The following is an 18,812-nucleotide window of genomic DNA, read 5'->3' on the forward strand; positions in this document are numbered from 1 at the left end:
CTGCAGCATTTCAGCCTGGCCGGTACGGCTGGTGACGCCTGTGTTATTCCCGGCAGCATCGTAGCCAGTGTATCCCTGGGTCAGCGGCGGCGTGCCGCCCGCCACCATCCACATGCCAGCGCTGAAATTGGCGACCAGACGACCCGCGTTTTTCAGGCTGCGCAGGATGCCGGTCGGCTGCCCCGAAGGAAGCAGCTTGACCTCACCGACCTGCAGCGGCCCGCGCGAGCCATTGAACCCGCCAACATCGGTGGCCTGCCGCACTGCAGTCAGGTCGGCGACCCGGCCCTCAACGTTCACACTCCCTGCCGAACAAGTCACCAGAAAACGCTGCTCACCGGCATACGGCCCGATGGGCGTCAGCGCGACAGCGCCGACAGTCCACGATTGCAGCGGTGTATTGCCGCCGGCCATGTCGAGCCGATGTACTTTGCCAACAGTGCCCGCAGTGCCCGATACGTTCAGCACCTGACCTTCAGGCAAGACCGCTGGAGCTTGCTGGGCAGGCTGCAAAGTCAGCGATCCCACGGCAATCTGGGGCACCTGCAGTTTCAGCCCCGGACGCGGCAAGAAGTATTCAAAGCCACCCGTCAGGTCAGCCGATGCCTGCTTGGATTCGATCATGCCAGCTTCGGTGCTTGCATCGAACGTGGCAATAGCGCCGGCAGGGCGTTGAGCGTATGGCTTCAGCAGGCGGATGGTCATGGGCGAGACTTTCTTTCAGTTGGTTTTACTTGCGGCACAAGGGCGGCCGTTGCGCTGGCAGGCAAGCCCGCCACGCCGTACCCGTTGGCGCGCAAGATTTCCTTGGCGCGCTCGGCATCGACCACATGCTCGACGATCAGGCCGAGCGTCTTGCCGTCAGGCTCGCCCACTGCGCGGATGATCATGTCTCGGTAGTGGCGCGGATTCATATCACGCGGTCCAGGCGTGCAGCGCCGGCTTGGCCAGCGCCCACAACCAGGGCCAGGCCAGCAACACGAGCGCGACGATGGCGCCACCGACCACGGCACCCATCAGGGCGATGCCCACGATCATGCGACCGATATCGAAGTTGAACATTTAGCGCACCACTTCCGCATAGACCGTGCCGAATGGCTGGAATTGCAATGCAAACTTGTTATCATCTGCGTGCTGCTTGTATTCGATAGGCAGAAGCTCCCCGGTGCCGTTGGTGTCGAAGACACGCACGATCTTGCCGTTTGCTTGGTACTCGAACGCGCCTGGATTCACTAAGGCTGCTGGGGTAATGACGTTCATGATTTGCGTACCTCAAATAAAAAAACCGCTGGCGCACGTTTGCGGTCAGCGGCGAAGGCCCGGCTGATGCCGAGCGAGGAGACAGTTTTCAATTCCCGCGAATTCGACGGAATTAGAATCTAAAGCGGTGGCCTGAGCCAATCTCCGGCCTGTCTCGCATTTATTTGTATGCACAAATAAATTGACATGCCATCTATTTGTGCATACAATAAACAAATGAACTACACACACGACCCCAAAAAACTCGCACAGAACGTAGCCAAGCATGGCGTGTGGTTCGATATCGCAGAAGGCTTTGACTGGGAAAATGCAATCGTCCGCATTGATGATCGTAACGATTATCCAGAAGCCCGGCTTGTCGCGATGGCCCCGATTGGGAGCCGCCTCTATGCGATGGTCTTTTGTCTCCGTGAAACAACTGTCCGCATCATCAGCCTTCGCAAGGCCAACCGTAGGGAAGTGAAAGAATATGAAAACCAAGCTTAAACTGATCCTGCCCACCGAGGCAGAGGATATCCAAATCAACGCCGGCATCGCCGCCGATCCAGATAACCCGGAATGGTCGGCCGGTGATTTTCAGCGGGCGCAGCCAGCGAAAAAGTTCTTCGGTGCCGCGACCCTTGAAGACCTGGTCACATTAAAACGCAAGCCGGGTGAGCGCGGGCCGCAAAAGTCGGCCGTGAAAGAGCGCATCACAATCCGTCTGTCGCCTGACATCGTCAGCCGCTTCCGTGCTACCGGGCCAGGTTGGCAAGCAAAGATTGACGAGGCGCTGGCAGACTGGCTCGGTGCGCATTCACCGGATGAACTGAGCGCCTGAGCAACAAAAAAGCCCGCGACCGTAAGGTGGCAGGCTTCATATGGGCGTAACAAGGCATCAATGGTCTCGGCTTCAGGTTGGCCGCTGCCCTGCGTCGCGCCGTAGCGCTAGGCTTGAATTATGCGCGCTGGATGGATCGTAAGGCGCGCAGTGGTTCGATTATATACCTGTGTTTACAAACAGTGCAACACATTCCCTCACGTCACAAAACCATATCAGCGGCCAGGCGCTTCATGGTCAGTCCGGCCGCGTCCGCCGCCATGGCGTTGAGCGTCTCCACCATATCCTCGACCAGGTGCAGCATCTTGTGCTGGGCCTGCACCGCTCGCGTGCCGGTACCGTCACATGCCCGACACGCGACGTCCGATAGCACCGTCGTCTGACCGCGCACTGGCTCGTAGGCGCGGCCGGTGCAGGCCGGGCACACATCGTTTAGCCAATGATCCAGCGACAGGCGCGCCACCTTGGCCGGGCTCACGTCTGCCGGCCAGGTCCTGTACCCTGCCTTGCTCTTCACGATCTCGCGCCAGGCGTCTAGCAGTGCCGGGTAGCTGGTGGCGTCGCCGGCGTACTTCACGCGGAACAGCTTGGTGCCCAGGTCGCGGCACAGCGCTGCGGCGGCCAGCACCTCGGTGCTGTGGTGGTGGGCGTCGTCGCGCAGGTTCGAGGAGCCGAGGGCGCTGGTGTATTTCTGGATTACGTTCATTTCATTCCTATTCGAGTGCGCCAGGTTGTCAGCAGTGAGTGACAACCTTCGGGTAATTTCAGGCTGTTTTGTCAACCGCCCGGCTTCTGCTTTGTCGCTTAGCGACCAGGGAATCCTCCCCCGCTCTTTTGCGGCGCCGCGGCTGGCGCGCGCGCATGCCATCGGTAAGGCAGGTCTTCGAACCTGGTCTGGCTGCCGATGTAGGCCATGCCGATGACGCCGGGCTCGCCCTGGCGCACCTTCCCGCAGTTCACCTCGCAGACGCCTTTGTCCATGGTTTCCGGGTTGTAGACCTCGTCCCGGTATAGAAAGATGATGACGGCCGCGTCCTGCTCGATGGATCCGGACATGGCCAGGTCGGCCATGATCGGCCGTTTGTTGGGCCTCTTCTCCAGCTCGCGATTCAGCTGGCAAAGCAGTACGACAGCGCAGTCGAGTTCCTTGGCCAGTTCGATCAGCCCGCGCGTGTACTCGCCCACGACCTCATACGATTTATCGGATTTTCCGCCTGTGATAAAACTGAGCTGATCGATGACGAGAGCATCGAGGCGGCCGAACTTGCGCCGGGTCTTGCGCGCCTTTGCGCGGATCGCGGCCATGTTCAAGCCGGTTTGGCAGTCGACGTCCAGGCGCATTTCCTTTGCTTTGGCGATGACGTGCGACAGCGAGGTCCAGTGAGCAGAATCCGGCGAATTGGCGCCAATACCTTCGCTAGGCTTTCGCAGCCACTTGAGCGGAATCTTCCCCAGCGCCGAAACGTTCCTGTCGCTGACCTGCGTCCTTGCCATTTCCATCGATAGGAACAGCGCTGCACCGTCCTGCGATACATTGCGCGCGATGCCCAGGCCCAGGGCCGTCTTGCCCATGGCCGGGCGCGCGGCCACAATCGTCAAGGTGCCGCGCTCAAGGCCGCCGTCGAGCTGCTCGTCCAGGTGGACGTGGCCGGTACTGATTGGCTTGATCTTCCCCTCCAGGCGATCCGTCAGCACCTGCATGTAGTCGCCCATCATGTCGCACATCCATTCCGGATCCGTCGAGGTCTTTTTCTGCGCCAGCGCGTCAAGCCTCCCGGCCATGGTGTCGATACACATGGCAGCAGGCTGCGCCGACGATGCCATGGCCTGCATCTCAATGCCGATCGACACCAGCTCGCGCTTGTCCGCCTTGTCCATCACGATGGCGGCATGCCTGGCGATGTTGGCGGCGCCGCCAGAGGTGGCATGCAGGGAGAGCAGATATTTCAGGCAGTCCACGACCTTGTCGCCCAACGCCGCAAAGACGGTCATGGCGTCGGCGCGCTGACGTGCGCCCACCTGGCGGCAAATTTCCTGAAAAATCAGCTGGTGGTCAGCGCGGATGAAGTGCGCAGCCTGCAGGTCGGGGATGCGGTCAAGGGAATCGCTGTCGTGCATCAGCGCGCCGATGACGGATTGCTCGGCACGAATCGACACGCCGTGGTCTTCCAGGTACTGCTGTTCGTTCATGTTCATGGTGCGTCTCGGTGGTATTTATTTTCAAGCGTTTTGGCGAACCCGCTCGGTGAAAAGAGGAAATCGATATCGGCAATGAAAGCCGGCTTGCCCGGCTGAGGCGGCGCCTGGCCGGTCAGGAACTTCGACTCAGCGCAGACCGCGAAGAATTTGCGCCAGGCCTCCAGGCCGGCCGACATGCTTGCGTAGCCGAACGGCTCGCAGTCGAGCTTCGCGGCTTCCAGCCACCGCGCTCGGATCGCAGACTTCCTAGCGGCGTTGATGACTTTGGCCTGCGGGTTGAGCGGCATCAGCTCGTGGTACAAGTTCACCAATGTCCCGGTCGGGCATTGCCGCACGTCGTCGCCAGACGACATAGGCTTTTGACCTTGGTTTATAGATGTAGATGGAGATGGAGATGAAGGGCCGTCACCTTGCGGCTCACCAAAGGGGGGCTTTGGTGATGGCTTTGGTGGATGGTTCGTATCGCTGGAATCGCCATCCTTTGGTGCGCCCTTTGGTGGCTGGTTATCGGCGGAATAACGTGTGCTTGCGCCACGACGCTGCCGTACATACTCATCGCGTACAAAGCGACTGCAATACCAGCACGGGCCGTCACCAGCGACTACAAGCGTGACCGGCTCGCCGTCCTTGCCAGCGTGACGAGGCGTGAACACGTAGTCGGGCGCGGCCTTATCTGCGCCCTTGAGCACATCTTTAGTAGACAGCTCGCGCACCAGCTTAACTGGCACGCCGGCAGCCTGCGCCAACTCGGCCAGTGGCCAGCGACACACGCCGTATTCATCCTGGTCGTGCAGGACACACATGACATCGAGCCATGCCCCGCGCGCGGCCGGCGAGCAGCGGCGCAACTTGGAATTATTCCGATAGTCAGCAGGGTAAAACTGAAAGGATGGGCGCTTCATACGACCCATCCTGGGAGCATCGCGTAGTAGTGACCTACTTCAATTCGCCCTGCCCGACCTCGAACTTGATCGCTGCAATCACGGTATCTGCATGATTTGCCGGGAAAATAATCACATGATCGTCCTCGCCCATACTCCCCTGCTGGCGAATCACCACGTCGCCGTTTTCGTTCGAGTAAACGGCCAACGCATTGACGCGAGGAATCACTTGCGAAGTTTTTTCCTCGTCCCCGTTCCAGTTCCAATCCGACATATTTATCCTCTTTAATTGGTAGAAAAACCATGATAAACCAACCTTCCATCCAGCCGTTAAAAAAGGTCGGGGCTTGACCAGCGGGCTGGAATCGCTTGGTCGCGGCTGCGCAGCCGCTGCCCCGTTTGTGATCGGGACTACTTGTTATCTGACGGGCTCGGCTGAGCACCACCTGGGCGCGGGCACACTTGTTTGCCATCACGATCCAAGCGCGGCACCAGCACCTGGAAGGCGTCGGTGGAGAGGTAATGGCATCCCGTTTCGTTGTCGACGTAAAGCACTGGCGGGTAAGCCATCGTCGCGGGACGGTCGGGAGTACCCGTTCGAGGGTGGGGATCAGCGAATGGTGCTGAGCCAGCGTTGTGAGTGGCCACCATAAACATGGTCGGCGTCAGCGCAACCAGCAGCGCCGCAGCTGCCAGCAGCTTCATGACAGCACCGCCGCGCCGCGCGCAAAGCGATCCGACGCCTGCTCGGCGCGCATGCTGCGCAGCTCGGCCAGCACCAGCAGCTGCACCACCAGGTCGGCCGGCTGCTGCAGCTGGTCGGCGGCGGTGAACAGCTCGCGCTTAATCTGCGCGAGGGCAGAGTTATCGCGCGGCGGCGCCGACTTGCATGCAGGGGTGTCGAGCAGTACGTCGACACCCCTGCTATCGCTTGGCGCCGGCGTGCAAGCATGCGCTGGAACTTCAGCGCGCTGGCCAGCCTTGAGCACCTGCTCCAGATATTCCAGCGCGTCCTGCGCATCACGGTGGCCCTCGAACACCAGGCGCGTTTGCGCGATGGCGCCGCGCAGCTCGACGGCGTGGTCGATGGTGCAGTTGCCGGAAAATTTTCCGGGAAGGTCGGTCGCAGGTGCTACCAGTTCAGGCCAGATGCGCGCCCAGCTGTCCGGAAACAGTTCCTGCCGCGTGACTTGGCCGCCGGTAGCGCGCTCGATGGCGGCGCCGTGTTCAGCAGGAACAGGTCTGCCGCCAAGAGCGATGCTTGACGCGAAAGCCTGCGCCAAGCCGGTAGCTTTGACGAATGCTGCCTGATTGCCGTGCGCGAGCGCGAAGTATTCGGAGAGGGTCATGGCGCTTCCAATATCAAATAAAAACAACGTGTAAGGGCGAGGGTTGCCAAATGCGCTACTATTTCAGTTCCCCAACTTCAACAACAGAGCAAAGGAACCCTCATGAAACTAGATGCCAGCAACGTCCAATTGCAGATCCCCTGTCCCAACTGCGAGCAAAAAATCCCGGAGACGATCGGACGGCTGAAAGATGACCCGAATGTCACCTGTACCAGCTGCGACACCGCCTTCACCGTCAACTCGACAGAGCTCGACAAGGGTATTGAGGCTGCCGAGAAAATGCTGGCAGATTTCGGGCGAAGTCTTAAAGACAGCTTCAAGTGATGCCAGAGCCGCCTGGAGCGGCGCAGTGTCGGCGCCAAGCTTGATTTCGGCACCGATACCACCTACTGCCGGTGCGCCAGTGGCGTTATCGGTGGTGGTCATGGAGCTTCCTTGGTGGTAACGAGTTCTGGCCAGAACCGATGCCAATCATCCGGCCGCAGATCCCTTCGGCAGACCGCGCCCTGAGTGGCTTTTTCGATTTCGACGCAGCGATCAGGTGGAGTGGGTCTTTGCACATTTGCCCACTGACTGATGAGAACTGGCGAGATGCCGAGTTGCTTTGCCAGCAATCGCTGCGATCCACGTACCTGGAGATAGTCTAGAAGTTTCATTAAACCACTATAGCAATTTGCTTTTGCTTGGTCAATAGCAAATTGCGCATTGCCTTTACGAGCAATTTGCTATTAAATATCGACATGGCCACCTCAAAACAAATTCGAATCGAAAACCTGCGCTCACTCGTCAAAGAGTTTAAGACGGCGGACGCCGTTGCTCAACGCGCGGCCACGGCTCCTATGTATCTCAGTCAGATATTGAATAGCGCGAAGTCATCTACCGGCACTGCACGTGGAGTGGGCGACAAGTTGGCTCGCAAGCTGGAGGTCGGCTGCGATAAGCCGGAGGGGTGGATGGATACTGACCACAGCGGCGACCAGAATGAGGATGGCCATCAAGATCACGGCGATCCCGTCTCCACCTCCCCTGCCCACCCTCTCTTGCCTGGTGCGCGCCGCGTCACCGTTGGCGAATCCAGCGTGACAACGATTCCCATCAAACTGGTCACAATGCACCTGCAGGCCGGGATCATGGGATTTGAAGTGGAGCAAAACTTTGATGATGGCGGCACCTTAGATGTGCCATTGCAATGGGTCGAGGAAAATGATTATGTCGCGCACTGTCTGATTGCCATCAAAGTGCGAGGCGATAGCATGCAGCCCCTGCTGTACCAGGGCGATATCGCTGTGGTTAATATCGCCGATAACAAAAAAGTAAGCGGAGGCGTCTACGCCATCAACTTCAATGGCGAGGCCGTCATTAAGCGCCTCAAATATGAGGGTCGCGAGTGGTATCTGACTTCGGAGAATGGAGATCCTCAATACGCTCGCAGGCTTTGCCGTGGCGGCGACTGCATCATCGTCGGGCGCATAGTGCGATTCGAGGCGCGCAATTTCAAAGATCGACTGTAACCCGCAGATGATCTCCAGATGTCATCGCCATAAAGCCCGCCTCTGCGGGTTTTTTTTCGACCAGAATAAAATAAAAGCAAATTGCTCTTGCCAAATAAAAAGCAAATTGCTATAGTCCGTCTCACATCAACGCAATACTGACTGAGGCGAACATGACTACCACTACCAGCAGCACCGCGCCAGCCGGCGCAGACTTTAGCCAGCTTTCTACCAGCCACCGCGAACTCGCCGCTCAACTCGGCATCGAGCTCATTCTGTTTCCTGGCGGATTCGGTGCAAAAAAAGATTGCGACATTTTGGCAGAGGATCTCACGGCTGCTGAAATCAAAGAATGGCTGGAAGGCTACCTGAATGGCCGCGATGAAATCGACGTGCCAGCACTGCTCAACGAGCTTGCGCTGGCCGATCAAATCATCATGACCTTGGTCGCCCAGATGAACGACTCTGAAAAGGAGTCGGCACGTAGCTCCTTGGTGATCGCCGGGTTCGAAGAAACCCACACCATCCGTTGCAAGCAGCGCCATAACCTGATCGCAACCACGCGCCAGGCGATCAGCGCCAGCTAAATACGATCAGCCAAGCCTTTATCTGAAGCAGAAACGTAAAAGCCCACCCAGCGTTCTAACGCCGAATGGGCCGGTGCGCTCTTTTGCAGCAAAAGACGCATGGACATTAATTAATGATCTTTTTTTGGCGGGGTACGAGATTTGACATCGATTGTGGCCACGTTCTTGCTCGCATGTATGGATATCAGCTCGTCATTATCGCGAGCCTTCCGCATAAGGACATCCACCAGTTCATCGTAGTCAAGCTCAATTACCGGCCGCACGGTGTTGGGTTGCGCACCGGCACCTTCAAGGCCCAGTTCAAGACACGCAATGAACTCGGCGTTGAGCGAACGCCCCTTTGCCTCGGCTTGCGCAGCAAGTCGAGCGTGCAGTGTCTTCGGCATGCGAAGAGCTGTTTTGATGTAGTCGTCTTGTTTGGCCATGGCCCGATTGTACGCATTGCGTACCTAAACTGCCACCAAAATAAAAGATTGCCTTTAATTTGAAGGCGCATCATAATTCAACTACGCCTTCATTTTGAAGGCAGAAAGCACAAGATGGGGAACGACGCAAAAATCCAGCTTCGATTGCCGATTGAACTACGTGACTGGTTTACGGCTTATTGCAAAGAGCATGACCGATCGATGAATGGACAGATGATTGTCATCTTGAAAAATGTTATGCAGCAAAACCAGAGCGCTGCCAACCAGGAGAACACAAAGTGAGCGGACCAATCCGAAATTTTGATGCAACGATGTGCAGCGTGGATATCGTGGACGTAATCAACGAAGAGCGCAAAGCGGAAGCTGCGGGATCGACCTTCGCAGCGATGCAGCACAAAAATTTCATTGCGAAGGTTGAGGCCCACCCAGGAATCCAATCGGCTAAATTTTTAGCCGATTACAAGGATGACCGCGGCCGTATGCAAAAGTGCTACAACCTGCCCAAGCGCGAGGCCGAGCTGATGGTCATGTCGGAATCGTTGAAGGTGCAAACCCGTGTCTACGATCGCCTGGCGGCGATCGAGGCTGGTGCGCTGCCGGCCAAGCCAGCCGTGCTATCGCGCATGGATTTGATCGAGTTGGCTATGGCCGCCGAGCGCGAACGGATGGCCGCCGACGCCAAAGTGGAACAACTGGAACGCCAGGTCGCAGACCAGGCGCCCACCGTCGCTGGCTTCAATTTAATCGCTGACGCCAGCGGCTCGATGTGCTTCCGCGATGCAGCCGCCACGCTCAATATGCCCCAGTACGACCTGACCGACTATCTGGTCAGCAAAGGCTGGATCTACGAGCGGGCGGGCACGGAGGGCTATAAGGCCTACCGCGCTCGATTGCAGGCACTCGACCTGCGATACAACACCTTCGGGTATGAGAGCAAAACCACTGGCGAACGGAAGGCGCGCCAACAAGTCCGCATCACGAACAAAGGCTTGTCCAGGCTGGCGGAAATGATCGCGGCCGAAGCTGATGAGCGGAAGTTGGATGCCGCAACTCCTCAGCACCAGCACCGACTGGGCCTCGATCCCTCGTAGCCCCGCAGGCTGAAAAGCCAACCCACAAAAGAAAAGCCCAACCGGTGTTGACGCACCGGCTGGACCGTTACGCCCTAATTTTTTGGAGAAAGACCATGGCGAAGCTTAACAATAGCACAATGTTACCAGCAAGCACAAGCGGCTCAGGCTTGACGCATAACAAAGAGGTGCCAGTCGGATCGCTGAGCGACGAGTCAGGCACCCTGCAGCTGACGCTTGAAGGCGTGCGCCTCCACGCAGCCGATATGGCAGCCATCTGGAACGGCAATGAAGATAGCCCGCGCAACACAATGCCGTTGCTCGAATGGCGTGACAGTTGCCGCGACTGGATCCGTGACGAAATCCTCGAAGAAATCCAAGGATGCGCCCAAGATGATCTTCTGGCCGCGTGGGCCAAGACATTTGACGGCGCGACTACAGGAGGCTTGCTCGACACAATTGAAGATGTAAGTGCTGACATTTTTCTTGCCGCCACCTCCATACGCGACCTTGCAGCACTCGTACTTGCTGAATGCAGCCTCGAAGGTGCCTATGTGGGAAAGGCGAAAACATTACTTTACGCGTTGCTGCGATGCGTGGAAGACATTAATGAACTGACCACTTGGATTAAGCGCGAAGCCGCTACACAAGGCGGTGCAGCATGAGCGCCAGCAACCCGCATTTCAACAATATCGACCGCGCTCCATGTGAGCTTGGAGGTTTGCTGCGCGTACTGCCCGCCCACTTCTCGGTGGACCACGTCATGTCCACCGACGAGCGCCAGCAAGCAGAAGCGGCAATCCAGCATGCCGGCAACGCCAGCTATGTACTGCTGGCAGGCCTGGAGTCCATCGGGAAAATCCTCTTCTCGGCCGCCACCAACGAAGACTGGCCGGTGAAGGCGGGAACGCTCTCCGATCTTGCGGCGCTAATCAACCACATCGCTGTTGAAGCGCAAGCCGTGCAAGAGACCCGGGCGGACTTGCAATCCAACCTCGACCAGGACGCAAAGCGCGCCGCACCAGCCGGGCCAGCCAAGAAAGGCGTAGCCAAGTGACCATCACCCCATCCCGCGCCACCACCATCAAGCGCCTCGCCTGCCTGGCCGACGTCGTCGGCGCGCTGCTGGCTGCAATCGAAATCATGGAACCGGCATCCCAGCCGGAAGCACTGGAAACCTGCGCCACGCTGGCCAGCGATATCGCTGACGGCCTGGACAAACTGACGAGGACCAAGGAATGAAAAGATCAAAAGTCGAGCAACTTGAGGCTGTGCTGGCCAACTGCTCAAAATCCATCGTCACCGAATTTCTCTTTGCTCGCTTCAATGCGCGTGAAATTCACAACATGAGGGAAAACCTCTGGGCCTTGCTGGCATATGGCCGCCGTGCGGTCGTAAAGCTTGAGGCAAATCCGTTCAACGCCCACCGGGCGGAATTTATCCGCATTGAGCTGCGAAAAATGGACAAGCAGTGTGACGAATTGGATGAAGTCTGGCGAGGCGTAGGCGCCGCCCTGGTCGGCATGGCAAAGGAATTCGACGCGGCTACGACGTTCGAGCAGCGCTGCGAGCTGCTGGGCGTGAACGTTGTCGACCGCGCCCAGCTGCCAGCCGACAGCGGCATGGTGCACATTGCTTCAGCATATGGCCTGGAGGATTCCGCAGCCGGCCGCGGCCTCCCGCACAAGAGCGGGCCGCTGTGCGCCGCGATACAGGCGCATATGCATCACGTCATGTTCACGACACCAGAGGGCCGCGAGGCCATGGACAAAATGTGGGAAAAGCTGACCGAGCCAGGCGGCCTGTTCCAGGGCCTGCCGATTTACGACGAGGCCGGCGACGGCTCAATGGTGCGCCGCCCGCCCAAGCTCGCGCTCGTCGCCACCACCCCGACAATCCAACCAGAAAGCCAACAATGAAATACGTTAATTTTTACAGCGGCATGGCCATGGTGCTGATCGCCTCCCTCTTGGGCAGCCTGGGCAGCACCACTGGCGAACTTGCGCCGCCGCTTGTTCTTGGCGCCCTGCTCGCCACTGTGCTAGTGCTGGGCTGGGCCGGCGGCGCCAGCGACTCGCGCCACGAGCTCGACGGCGGCACCGGCCCGAAGGCGGCAGTCTTCCTGGTCAATATCAGCCTGACGTCCTGGACCTACACCAAGGAAACGGCTGAAGCCTACGCCCGTGGCTGGAACAGCGGTGTGCGGGCGCTGCGGGGCGCCCTGACCGAGGCGGCGGTGGTCAAGCTGCTGCCGACGGCGCTGGGCGATAACTCGGCGGGAAGCGCCAGCACGCCGGCGACGACAGGAGCGCAATCATGACGCGCATCCCGAGCAGTGGCTGGGCTACTTTCCAGGCTTTCGTGTGGATGCCAATTTTTACCGTGGCGGCGTTGAATTGCTTCGAATGGGTGGCGACCTTAAGCCGCGTGGGCCAGGCGACATTCTTCATCACATGGTTTTACGTCACGCTGGCGCCAACGATCTATGCAGTCTGGATCTTGCCAGCCCTCGATGCGCGCCGCGCAGCCCCGCCGCCCGAGGGCAAATGACGCCGAAGACCCCACCCGGTGGCTGGTGGCGCGGCAGCGGGCCGCCCGGCGATCCTGGCGCCCTGCACTTCACCGCGGCGCTGGCAAGCGCCGAATACAAGGGCTGCCTGTTCGAACGCAATGATGCGGCGACATGCCGTCGGGCCGGCGAAATTGCAGCGGCGATGGGATTGCCAGACTGCGAGGAACGCGCTGATCATGCCAGGCTCACTTTTGAGCCCGGCATTGGAGGCTCAAAAGTGAGCCTCCAATCGGCTTCGCCAAACCGCAAAGAACATGCGCCAGCCGGCCAGGCCTACATCTACGTGCAGGACAAGAGCGACCCGCGCCAGGTCGACCTGATCAAAGTATTGAAATCAACTGAAAGCGAAAAATGAGCGATATGAGCGAAGTGAAAAAATTCATGCGCATGCCTGCCGTGATCGAGGCCACCGGCAAGGCGCGCCAGACCATCTACGACAACATGAAAGCGGGCACGTTTCCGAAGGCTGTTCGCATCGGCCCAAGGTCCATTGCGTGGGATGCTGGCGAGATCGCGGAATGGCAAAAAAAGGTGCGCGACGAGCGCCAATAGTCCAACTATGTACGGAAAAATACGGCAACAGCCCATATTATTTAAGGCACCGCTAAGGCACGAAGCACTCAGGCAAGAAAAAGGCCAATCCGAAGATTGGCTTAAGTCATTGATTCTTATGGTCGGGACGGGAAGATTCGAACTTCCGACCCCATGCACCCCATGCATGTACGCTACCAGGCTGCGCTACGCCCCGACGAGGTGGGAATTATAGCAGAGGCTTTTAGGTTTTTGCCATGCTTTGCGCATGATTCATATCGAACTGCGCAAAGTTTTTTTCAGCCTGGAGGCAAAGCGTTCTACTCGCCCAGCAGCAATGCTGTCAGGACGATGCGGAAACCGGCGATCAAGGGTTCGACCTTCATGTCCGGATTGTGCACCGCCCGCACGGGCAAGCCCTGGTACATGGCGATCATGGCATTCAGCCGGCCTTCCAGCATCTCTTCGTCGGCCGGCAAGCCGCGCTTGATGCGCGCATCCCTGATAATGGACAAGAACAGCTGGCGCGAGCGCTGATCCGCGCAGTGCAACATTTCCGCGATGGCTGGGTTGCGCGAAGCTTCGGCAAAGATTTCCAGCGGCATCACCCAGGTTTTCGGGTCCAGGCTTTCCAGCACATGCTCGCCAGCATTGTCGACCACGGCCTGCAGCGGGTCTTCGCGCTGCGCCAGGTCCTGCATCAGGTTGGTGACCCGCTCCATGTTCTTCATGACGAAGGCGGCGATGATCGCATCCTTGCTATCAAAATAATTATAGATGTGGCCCGCGCTCATGCCGGCCGCCTTGGATATCTCGGCCATGCTGGCGCCGTGGAAGCCGCGGCGGCTGAAACAGCTTTCGGCTGCATCGAGCACCTGCTTGCGCCGCGTGTTGGCGCGCTCGGGATCCGGATGCTTCTTTTCAACTTGGTTCATGACTTTTCCAGTAGCGCGCCGGCCCTGCCCTTGCGGGCAAGGCCGGCGTCGGCGTCCCCGTGATTATTGGACGCCGCCAGCCGCCGCGACGGCTGTCTGCTCAGGCTGCCAACCGCCGCCCAGCACCTTGTACAAGGTCACCAGGTTGGTCGATTTGGCCAGGCGCGCCGTGATCAGGCTTTGCTGCGCCGTGTACAGCGCGCGCTGGGCCACCAGGGCGTTCAGGTAGGACTCGGCGCCCTGCTTGTAGCGCGCGTCGTGGATGGTGTAGCTCTTCGTCGACGCCTCGACCAGCGAGACCTGCGATTGCAGGCGCTCGTCGATGGTGCCGCGCTGGGCCAGCGCATCGGACACTTCACGGAAGGCGACCTGGATCGCCTTTTCGTATTGCGCCACGGAAATTTCACGCTGCACCTTGGCGATATCGAGGTTGGCGCGGTTCACGCCGCCATCGAAGATAGGCAAGCTGATCTGTGGAATGAAACTCCACGTGCCGCTGCCCGCCTTGAACAGGCCCGACAGGTTGTCGCTGAGCGAACCCGCTGTCGCCGTCAGCGAAATGCGCGGGAAGAAGGCCGCGCGCGCCGCGCCGATGTTGGCATTCGCGGCGCGCAGGGTGCGCTCGGCCGCCAGCACGTCGGGACGGCGTTGCAGCACGTCCGACGGCACGCCAGCCGGAATATCCGTCAGCGCCGTCACGGCGCCGAACTCGGCTGGCGGCAGCAGGTCGGCCGGCACGGGGCCACCCACCAGCAGGACCAGCGCGTTCTGATCCAGCGCCACCTGGCTCGTGAACACAGCCACGTCGGAACGGGCCGACTCGACACTGGTCTGGGCATCGTACTTGTCCAGGCCGGAAGTAGCACCGGCATTGAAGCGGCGCACGGCCAGATCATACGACGACTGCTGGCTTGTCAACGTGTCCTGCGCCACGCGCAGGCGCTGCTGGTCGGCCACCAGGTTCAGATAGGTGCTGGCCACTTCGGCCACCAGGCTGATCTGCTGCGCACGGCGTGCTTCTTCCGTCCCCAGGTATTGCTCCAGCGCGCTGTCGGACAGGCTGCGCACGCGGCCGAAGAAGTCCAGCTCGTACGCCGATACGCCCAGGTTCGCCGTGTACTGGCGATTGATGGACGCTTCGCCGTTGGCGCTGGCGTTCTTCGGCACGCGGCTGGCCGTCTGGCCGCCGGAAGCCGACAGGGTCGGGATCAGCGCGGCGCGTTCGATGCCGTACGTGGCGCGCGCCTTCTCGATGTTCAGGATCGAGACGCGCAGGTCGCGGTTGTTGGCCAGCGCCAGTTCCAGTACCTGGCGCAGGCGCGCATCGGCAAAGAACTCGCGCCAGGCGACGTCCGCCACCGGCTTGGCGTCGGCGGCGGCCGTGTCGGCCTTGTAGGAAGGGCCAGTCGGCCACGCCGTGGGCGCCGGCGCTGCCGGACGCTCATACGTGGGAGCCAGGCTGCAACCGGCCAGCAAGGCCAGTGCCGCCATGGAGAGTAGCGTTTTTTTCATATTAATGCGCATCCTTAGAAAGCGTGACGGCTGGCGAGCCAGGCGTCGCCGGCGTGGCTGGCGCGTCCGGCTTCGAGAAGAAGCCGCGCACCAGCACGAAGAACACCGGCACGAAGAAGATACCGAGGAAGGTGGCCGTCAACATACCGCCCAGCACGCCGATACCGATGGCGTTCTGGCTGCCGGAACCGGCGCCGCTGGAGATGGCCAGTGGCAACACGCCCAGGCCGAAGGCAATCGAGGTCATCAGAATCGGACGCAGACGCAGACGCACCGCATGCAAGGTCGCGTCCAGCAGCGACATGCCCGATTCCTGCATTTCCTTGGCAAACTCGACGATCAGAATCGCATTCTTCGCCGACAAGCCCACCACCGTGAGCAAACCCACCTGGAAGTACACGTCATTCGACAGGCCGAACATCCACGTACCGAGCACGGCGCCAATCACACCCAGCGGCACCACCAGCAGCACGGAGAACGGAATCGACCAGCTTTCATACAGCGCAGCCAGGCACAGGAACACGATCAGCAGGGACAGCGCGTACAGCTGCGGCGTCTGCGAACCGGATTCGCGCTCTTCCAGCGAGACGCCGGTCCAGCTGAAGCCGATGCCAGGCGGCAGCTTGGCTACCATCTCTTCCATCGCGTTCATGGCGGCGCCCGTGCTCTGGCCCGGCGCCGGCGTACCCAGGATCTCTACCGACGGCAAGCCGTTGTAGCGTTCCAGGCGTGGCGACGCGTAAATCCACTTGCCGGTGGCAAAGGCCGAGAACGGCACCATCTGACCAGCGGTGTTGCGCACGAACCACTTGTTCAAGTCTTCCGGCAGCATGCGCGACTCGGCATTGCCTTGCATGAACACTTTCTTCACGCGGCCACGGTCGAGGAAGTCGTTGACATACGAACTACCCCAGCCCACGCTCAGCACGCGGTTGATTTCCGAGATCTGCAAGCCCAGCGCGGTCGCTTTCTGCTGGTCGATGTCGATCTTGTACTGCGGCGTATCTTCCTGGCCATTCGGGCGCACACCCACCATGGTCGGGTTTTGCGAGGCCATGCCCAGCAACTGGTTACGCGCTGCCATCAGGGCGTCATGGCCGACACCTCCGATATCCTGCAGCTGCATGTCGAAACCGGTGGCGTTACCCAGTTCCAGCACGGCAGGCGGTGCAAACGTAAACACCATCGCATCCTTGATCTGCAACAACTTGCCCATGGCGCGACCGGCCACGGCAGGTGCCTTTTGTGCCACGTCCTTGCGCAGGGCCCAGTCTTTCAGGCGCACGAAGGCGATACCCGTGTTCTGGCCGTTACCGCCGAAGCTGAAACCGGCGACAGCAAACACGGAGGCGACGTTATCTTTTTCGCTATTCATGAAGTGCTCTTCGACCTGCTCGATCACTTTCAGGGTGCGCTCTTGCGTGGCGCCCGTCGGCAATTGAATCTGCGTAAACAGGATGCCCTGGTCTTCTTCCGGCAGGAAGGACGTCGGCAGGCGCATGAAGACGAATACCAGGCCGGCCAGCAAGATGACATACAACAACATCGAACGGGCGCGGTGGCGGATCATGCTGCCAACCAGGCCCTGGTACTTGTTGCTGCTGCTATCGAAGCTGCGGTTGAACCAGCCAAAGAAACCCTTGTTGGTGGCGTGATGGCCTTTCTCTACCGGCTTGAGCAAGGTGGCGCACAAGGCTGGCGTAAATACCAGCGCGACGATGACGGAGAGCACCATCGACGAGACGATGGTGATCGAGAACTGGCGGTAAATCACGCCCGTCGAACCGCCAAAGAAGGCCATCGGCACGAACACGGCCGACAGCACCATGGCGATACCGACCAGCGCGCCCGTGATCTGCGTCATGGACTTGCGCGTCGCTTCCAGCGGCGACAAGCCTTCTTCGCTCATCACGCGCTCGACGTTTTCCACCACCACGATCGCATCATCGACCAGCAGACCAATGGCCAGCACCATGGCGAACATGGTCAAGGTGTTGATCGAGTAGCCAAACGCGTTGAGGATGCCGAAAGTACCCAGCAGCACGACCGGCACGGCCATGGTCGGGATCAGGGTGGCGCGGAAGTTTTGCAGGAACAGATACATCACCAAAAATACCAGGATGACCGCTTCGACCAGGGTCTTGACCACTTCTTCGATCGACAGTTCCACGAACGGGGTGGTGTCGAACGCTACCTGGTAGCTCATGCCTTCAGGGAATTGCTTGCTCAGGTTGCCCAGCATGGCTTTCGCCGCATTGGCCGTATCGAGCGCGTTGGCACCCGTCGCCAGCTTGATCGCCACGCCGGTAGCCGCATGGCCGTTGTAGCGGGCCACGGTATTGTAATTCTCGCGGCCCAGTTCCATGCTGGCCACGTCCTTCAGGTACACCATGGCGCCGTTGGTCGTGGTTTTCAGCAAGATGGCGCCGAACTGCTCCGCCGTTTGCAAGCGGCTCTGCGCCGACACGGTGGCGTTCAGCTGCTGGCCCTTGACGGACGGCGTGCCGCCCAGTTCACCGGCCGACACTTCCGCATTTTGCGCCTGCACGGCCGTGATCACATCCGCCGGGGTCAGGTTAAAACTTTGCAGCTTGGCCGGATCGAGCCAGATACGCATGGCGTATTGCGAACCGAACAGGGTCACATCGCCCACGCCGGCAACACGGCTGAGCGGATCGACGACGTTGGCGGCCACATAGTCGCTCAAGTCGGTCTGGTCCATCTTGCCGTTTTCGGAAATGAAGCCGAACACCATCAGGAAGTTCTTCGTGGCTTTCGACACGACCAGGCCTTGCTGCGTGACAGCCGTCGGCAGCAGTGGCGTGGCCAGCTGCAGCTTGTTCTGCACTTGCACCTGGGCAATGTCTGGGTTGGTGCCACTGGTAAACGTCAGCGTGATGCTGATGCCGCCAGTCGCATCGCTCGACGAGGCCATGTAGCGCAAGCCGTCGATACCCTTCATCTTTTGTTCGATGACCTGGGTGACAGCGTCTTCCACGGTCTTGGCGGAAGCGCCAGGGTAGGAGCCGCTGATCGAAATCGACGGCGGAGCGATGCTCGGGTACTGCGCGATCGGCAGGCTGAGGATCGAAATCACGCCGGCAAGCATGATGACGATCGCGATCACCCAGGCAAAAATCGGGCGATCAATGAAAAAACGGGCCATTAATATTCTCCTGAA

General features: G+C 59.6%; 30 protein-coding genes and 1 tRNA gene. 14 read left to right on the forward strand and 17 right to left on the reverse strand.

The genetic code is table 11. The annotated features are described in order from the left end of the window. The 4 genes from ACQ4WP_RS03300 to ACQ4WP_RS03315 form a co-directional block, all read right to left on the reverse strand. Window positions 1-705: hypothetical protein (locus ACQ4WP_RS03300; protein WP_436518664.1), on the reverse strand; the 705-nt coding region annotated here is incomplete at its 3' end. Then, a complete protein-coding gene (locus tag ACQ4WP_RS03305; protein ID WP_436518665.1) occupies window positions 702-914 on the reverse strand; it encodes a hypothetical protein in 213 nt (70 codons plus the stop codon). The genes ACQ4WP_RS03300 and ACQ4WP_RS03305, both read right to left, overlap by 4 nt. Window position 915: 1 nt before the next feature. Next, the gene (locus ACQ4WP_RS03310; protein WP_436518666.1) at window positions 916-1,062 is read right to left on the reverse strand and encodes a hypothetical protein; all 147 of its coding nucleotides are present in this window, start codon (window positions 1,060-1,062) and stop codon (window positions 916-918) included. After that, complete coding sequence (locus ACQ4WP_RS03315) at window positions 1,063-1,260, reverse strand: hypothetical protein (RefSeq protein WP_436518667.1); 198 nt, start codon at window positions 1,258-1,260, stop codon at window positions 1,063-1,065. It lies immediately after the preceding gene. Between the two features lie 216 nt (window positions 1,261-1,476). Between ACQ4WP_RS03315 and ACQ4WP_RS03320 the strand changes: the two genes are divergently transcribed. After that, complete coding sequence (locus ACQ4WP_RS03320) at window positions 1,477-1,746, forward strand: BrnT family toxin (RefSeq protein WP_436518668.1); 270 nt, start codon at window positions 1,477-1,479, stop codon at window positions 1,744-1,746. After that, window positions 1,730-2,080 carry a BrnA antitoxin family protein gene (locus ACQ4WP_RS03325; protein WP_436518669.1) on the forward strand — a complete coding sequence of 117 codons (351 nt, stop codon included), beginning with the start codon at window positions 1,730-1,732 and terminating at the stop codon, window positions 2,078-2,080. Before ACQ4WP_RS03320 ends, ACQ4WP_RS03325 begins: the two co-directional genes overlap by 17 nt. A 202-nt stretch (window positions 2,081-2,282) precedes the next feature. Here ACQ4WP_RS03325 and ACQ4WP_RS03330 read toward each other — a convergent pair whose 3' ends face one another. From ACQ4WP_RS03330 to ACQ4WP_RS03365, 8 genes are all read right to left on the reverse strand, one after another. Next, window positions 2,283-2,786: a hypothetical protein gene (locus tag ACQ4WP_RS03330; RefSeq protein WP_436518670.1), complete on the reverse strand. Its 504-nt coding sequence runs from the start codon at window positions 2,784-2,786 to the stop codon at window positions 2,283-2,285. A 98-nt stretch (window positions 2,787-2,884) separates the two neighbouring features. After that, window positions 2,885-4,276 (reverse strand): replicative DNA helicase, encoded by a 1,392-nt coding sequence (locus ACQ4WP_RS03335; protein ID WP_436518671.1) that lies wholly within the window; start codon window positions 4,274-4,276, stop codon window positions 2,885-2,887. Beyond that, on the reverse strand, window positions 4,273-5,181 hold the full coding sequence (locus ACQ4WP_RS03340) for a hypothetical protein (protein WP_436518672.1): 909 nt from the start codon (window positions 5,179-5,181) through the stop codon (window positions 4,273-4,275). Before ACQ4WP_RS03340 ends, ACQ4WP_RS03335 begins: the two co-directional genes overlap by 4 nt. Before the next feature lie 34 nt (window positions 5,182-5,215). Beyond that, complete coding sequence (locus ACQ4WP_RS03345; protein ID WP_436518673.1) at window positions 5,216-5,434, reverse strand: hypothetical protein; 219 nt, start codon at window positions 5,432-5,434, stop codon at window positions 5,216-5,218. A 137-nt stretch (window positions 5,435-5,571) separates the two neighbouring features. Then, entirely contained in the window at window positions 5,572-5,865 is a 294-nt protein-coding gene (locus ACQ4WP_RS03350; RefSeq protein WP_436518674.1) for a hypothetical protein, read from the reverse strand. Beyond that, window positions 5,862-6,509: a transcriptional regulator gene (locus ACQ4WP_RS03355; RefSeq protein ID WP_436518675.1), complete on the reverse strand. Its 648-nt coding sequence runs from the start codon at window positions 6,507-6,509 to the stop codon at window positions 5,862-5,864. The genes ACQ4WP_RS03350 and ACQ4WP_RS03355 overlap by 4 nt, the downstream gene beginning before the upstream one ends. Window positions 6,510-6,617: 108 nt before the next feature. After that, window positions 6,618-6,935 carry a hypothetical protein gene (locus tag ACQ4WP_RS03360; protein WP_436518676.1) on the reverse strand — a complete coding sequence of 106 codons (318 nt, stop codon included), beginning with the start codon at window positions 6,933-6,935 and terminating at the stop codon, window positions 6,618-6,620. After that, window positions 6,932-7,165 carry a transcriptional regulator gene (locus tag ACQ4WP_RS03365; RefSeq protein ID WP_436518677.1) on the reverse strand — a complete coding sequence of 78 codons (234 nt, stop codon included), beginning with the start codon at window positions 7,163-7,165 and terminating at the stop codon, window positions 6,932-6,934. Before ACQ4WP_RS03365 ends, ACQ4WP_RS03360 begins: the two co-directional genes overlap by 4 nt. Window positions 7,166-7,192: 27 nt before the next feature. Here ACQ4WP_RS03365 and ACQ4WP_RS03370 point away from each other — a divergent pair, with 27 nt between their 5' ends. Then, a complete protein-coding gene (locus ACQ4WP_RS03370) occupies window positions 7,193-8,020 on the forward strand; it encodes a S24 family peptidase (protein ID WP_436518678.1) in 828 nt (275 codons plus the stop codon). A 152-nt stretch (window positions 8,021-8,172) separates the two neighbouring features. After that, window positions 8,173-8,586: a hypothetical protein gene (locus tag ACQ4WP_RS03375; protein WP_436518679.1), complete on the forward strand. Its 414-nt coding sequence runs from the start codon at window positions 8,173-8,175 to the stop codon at window positions 8,584-8,586. A gap of 110 nt (window positions 8,587-8,696) precedes the next feature. Here the strand turns inward: ACQ4WP_RS03375 and ACQ4WP_RS03380 are convergent, their stop codons facing one another. After that, a complete protein-coding gene (locus tag ACQ4WP_RS03380; RefSeq protein WP_436518680.1) occupies window positions 8,697-9,011 on the reverse strand; it encodes an Arc family DNA-binding protein in 315 nt (104 codons plus the stop codon). A 114-nt stretch (window positions 9,012-9,125) separates the two neighbouring features. On the opposite strand from ACQ4WP_RS03380, the gene ACQ4WP_RS03385 reads away from it, so the two are divergent. The 10 genes from ACQ4WP_RS03385 (at window position 9,126) to ACQ4WP_RS03430 (ending at window position 13,205) form a co-directional block, all read left to right on the forward strand. Next, window positions 9,126-9,293 (forward strand): Arc family DNA-binding protein, encoded by a 168-nt coding sequence (locus ACQ4WP_RS03385; protein WP_436518681.1) that lies wholly within the window; start codon window positions 9,126-9,128, stop codon window positions 9,291-9,293. Continuing rightward, entirely contained in the window at window positions 9,290-10,102 is an 813-nt protein-coding gene (locus tag ACQ4WP_RS03390; protein WP_436518682.1) for a phage antirepressor KilAC domain-containing protein, read from the forward strand. The genes ACQ4WP_RS03385 and ACQ4WP_RS03390 overlap by 4 nt, the downstream gene beginning before the upstream one ends. A 95-nt stretch (window positions 10,103-10,197) precedes the next feature. Further along, window positions 10,198-10,746, forward strand: coding sequence for a hypothetical protein (locus ACQ4WP_RS03395; RefSeq protein ID WP_436518683.1), 549 nt, complete (start codon window positions 10,198-10,200; stop codon window positions 10,744-10,746). Next, window positions 10,743-11,138, forward strand: a complete 396-nt coding sequence (locus ACQ4WP_RS03400; protein WP_436518684.1) for a hypothetical protein — start codon at window positions 10,743-10,745, stop codon at window positions 11,136-11,138. The genes ACQ4WP_RS03395 and ACQ4WP_RS03400 overlap by 4 nt, the downstream gene beginning before the upstream one ends. Continuing rightward, window positions 11,135-11,323: a hypothetical protein gene (locus ACQ4WP_RS03405; RefSeq protein WP_436518685.1), complete on the forward strand. Its 189-nt coding sequence runs from the start codon at window positions 11,135-11,137 to the stop codon at window positions 11,321-11,323. The genes ACQ4WP_RS03400 and ACQ4WP_RS03405 overlap by 4 nt, the downstream gene beginning before the upstream one ends. Then, on the forward strand, window positions 11,320-12,000 hold the full coding sequence (locus ACQ4WP_RS03410; RefSeq protein WP_436518686.1) for a hypothetical protein: 681 nt from the start codon (window positions 11,320-11,322) through the stop codon (window positions 11,998-12,000). Before ACQ4WP_RS03405 ends, ACQ4WP_RS03410 begins: the two co-directional genes overlap by 4 nt. Further along, window positions 11,997-12,401, forward strand: a complete 405-nt coding sequence (locus tag ACQ4WP_RS03415) for a hypothetical protein (RefSeq protein ID WP_436518687.1) — start codon at window positions 11,997-11,999, stop codon at window positions 12,399-12,401. Before ACQ4WP_RS03410 ends, ACQ4WP_RS03415 begins: the two co-directional genes overlap by 4 nt. Continuing rightward, complete coding sequence (locus tag ACQ4WP_RS03420) at window positions 12,398-12,631, forward strand: hypothetical protein (RefSeq protein ID WP_436518688.1); 234 nt, start codon at window positions 12,398-12,400, stop codon at window positions 12,629-12,631. The genes ACQ4WP_RS03415 and ACQ4WP_RS03420 overlap by 4 nt, the downstream gene beginning before the upstream one ends. Then, window positions 12,628-13,008 carry a hypothetical protein gene (locus tag ACQ4WP_RS03425; RefSeq protein WP_436518689.1) on the forward strand — a complete coding sequence of 127 codons (381 nt, stop codon included), beginning with the start codon at window positions 12,628-12,630 and terminating at the stop codon, window positions 13,006-13,008. The genes ACQ4WP_RS03420 and ACQ4WP_RS03425 overlap by 4 nt, the downstream gene beginning before the upstream one ends. Then, the gene (locus tag ACQ4WP_RS03430) at window positions 13,005-13,205 is read left to right on the forward strand and encodes an AlpA family phage regulatory protein (protein ID WP_436518690.1); all 201 of its coding nucleotides are present in this window, start codon (window positions 13,005-13,007) and stop codon (window positions 13,203-13,205) included. Before ACQ4WP_RS03425 ends, ACQ4WP_RS03430 begins: the two co-directional genes overlap by 4 nt. 119 nt (window positions 13,206-13,324) lie before the next feature. Here the strand turns inward: ACQ4WP_RS03430 and ACQ4WP_RS03435 are convergent. The 4 genes from ACQ4WP_RS03435 to ACQ4WP_RS03450 all read right to left on the reverse strand — a co-directional run bounded on the left by ACQ4WP_RS03435 (window position 13,325) and on the right by ACQ4WP_RS03450 (window position 18,797). Next, window positions 13,325-13,401 (reverse strand) — tRNA-Pro (locus ACQ4WP_RS03435). Between the two features lie 103 nt (window positions 13,402-13,504). Then, window positions 13,505-14,119: a TetR/AcrR family transcriptional regulator gene (locus ACQ4WP_RS03440; protein WP_436518691.1), complete on the reverse strand. Its 615-nt coding sequence runs from the start codon at window positions 14,117-14,119 to the stop codon at window positions 13,505-13,507. 63 nt (window positions 14,120-14,182) lie between these two features. After that, the gene (gene adeC, locus ACQ4WP_RS03445; protein ID WP_436518692.1) at window positions 14,183-15,631 is read right to left on the reverse strand and encodes an AdeC/AdeK/OprM family multidrug efflux complex outer membrane factor; all 1,449 of its coding nucleotides are present in this window, start codon (window positions 15,629-15,631) and stop codon (window positions 14,183-14,185) included. A gap of 1 nt (window position 15,632) precedes the next feature. Further along, entirely contained in the window at window positions 15,633-18,797 is a 3,165-nt protein-coding gene (locus ACQ4WP_RS03450) for an efflux RND transporter permease subunit (protein WP_436518693.1), read from the reverse strand. Window positions 18,798-18,812 lie beyond the last annotated feature (15 nt).

The organism is Janthinobacterium lyxosi, assembly GCF_051380665.1.
Classification (GTDB): domain Bacteria; phylum Pseudomonadota; class Gammaproteobacteria; order Burkholderiales; family Burkholderiaceae_D; genus Janthinobacterium.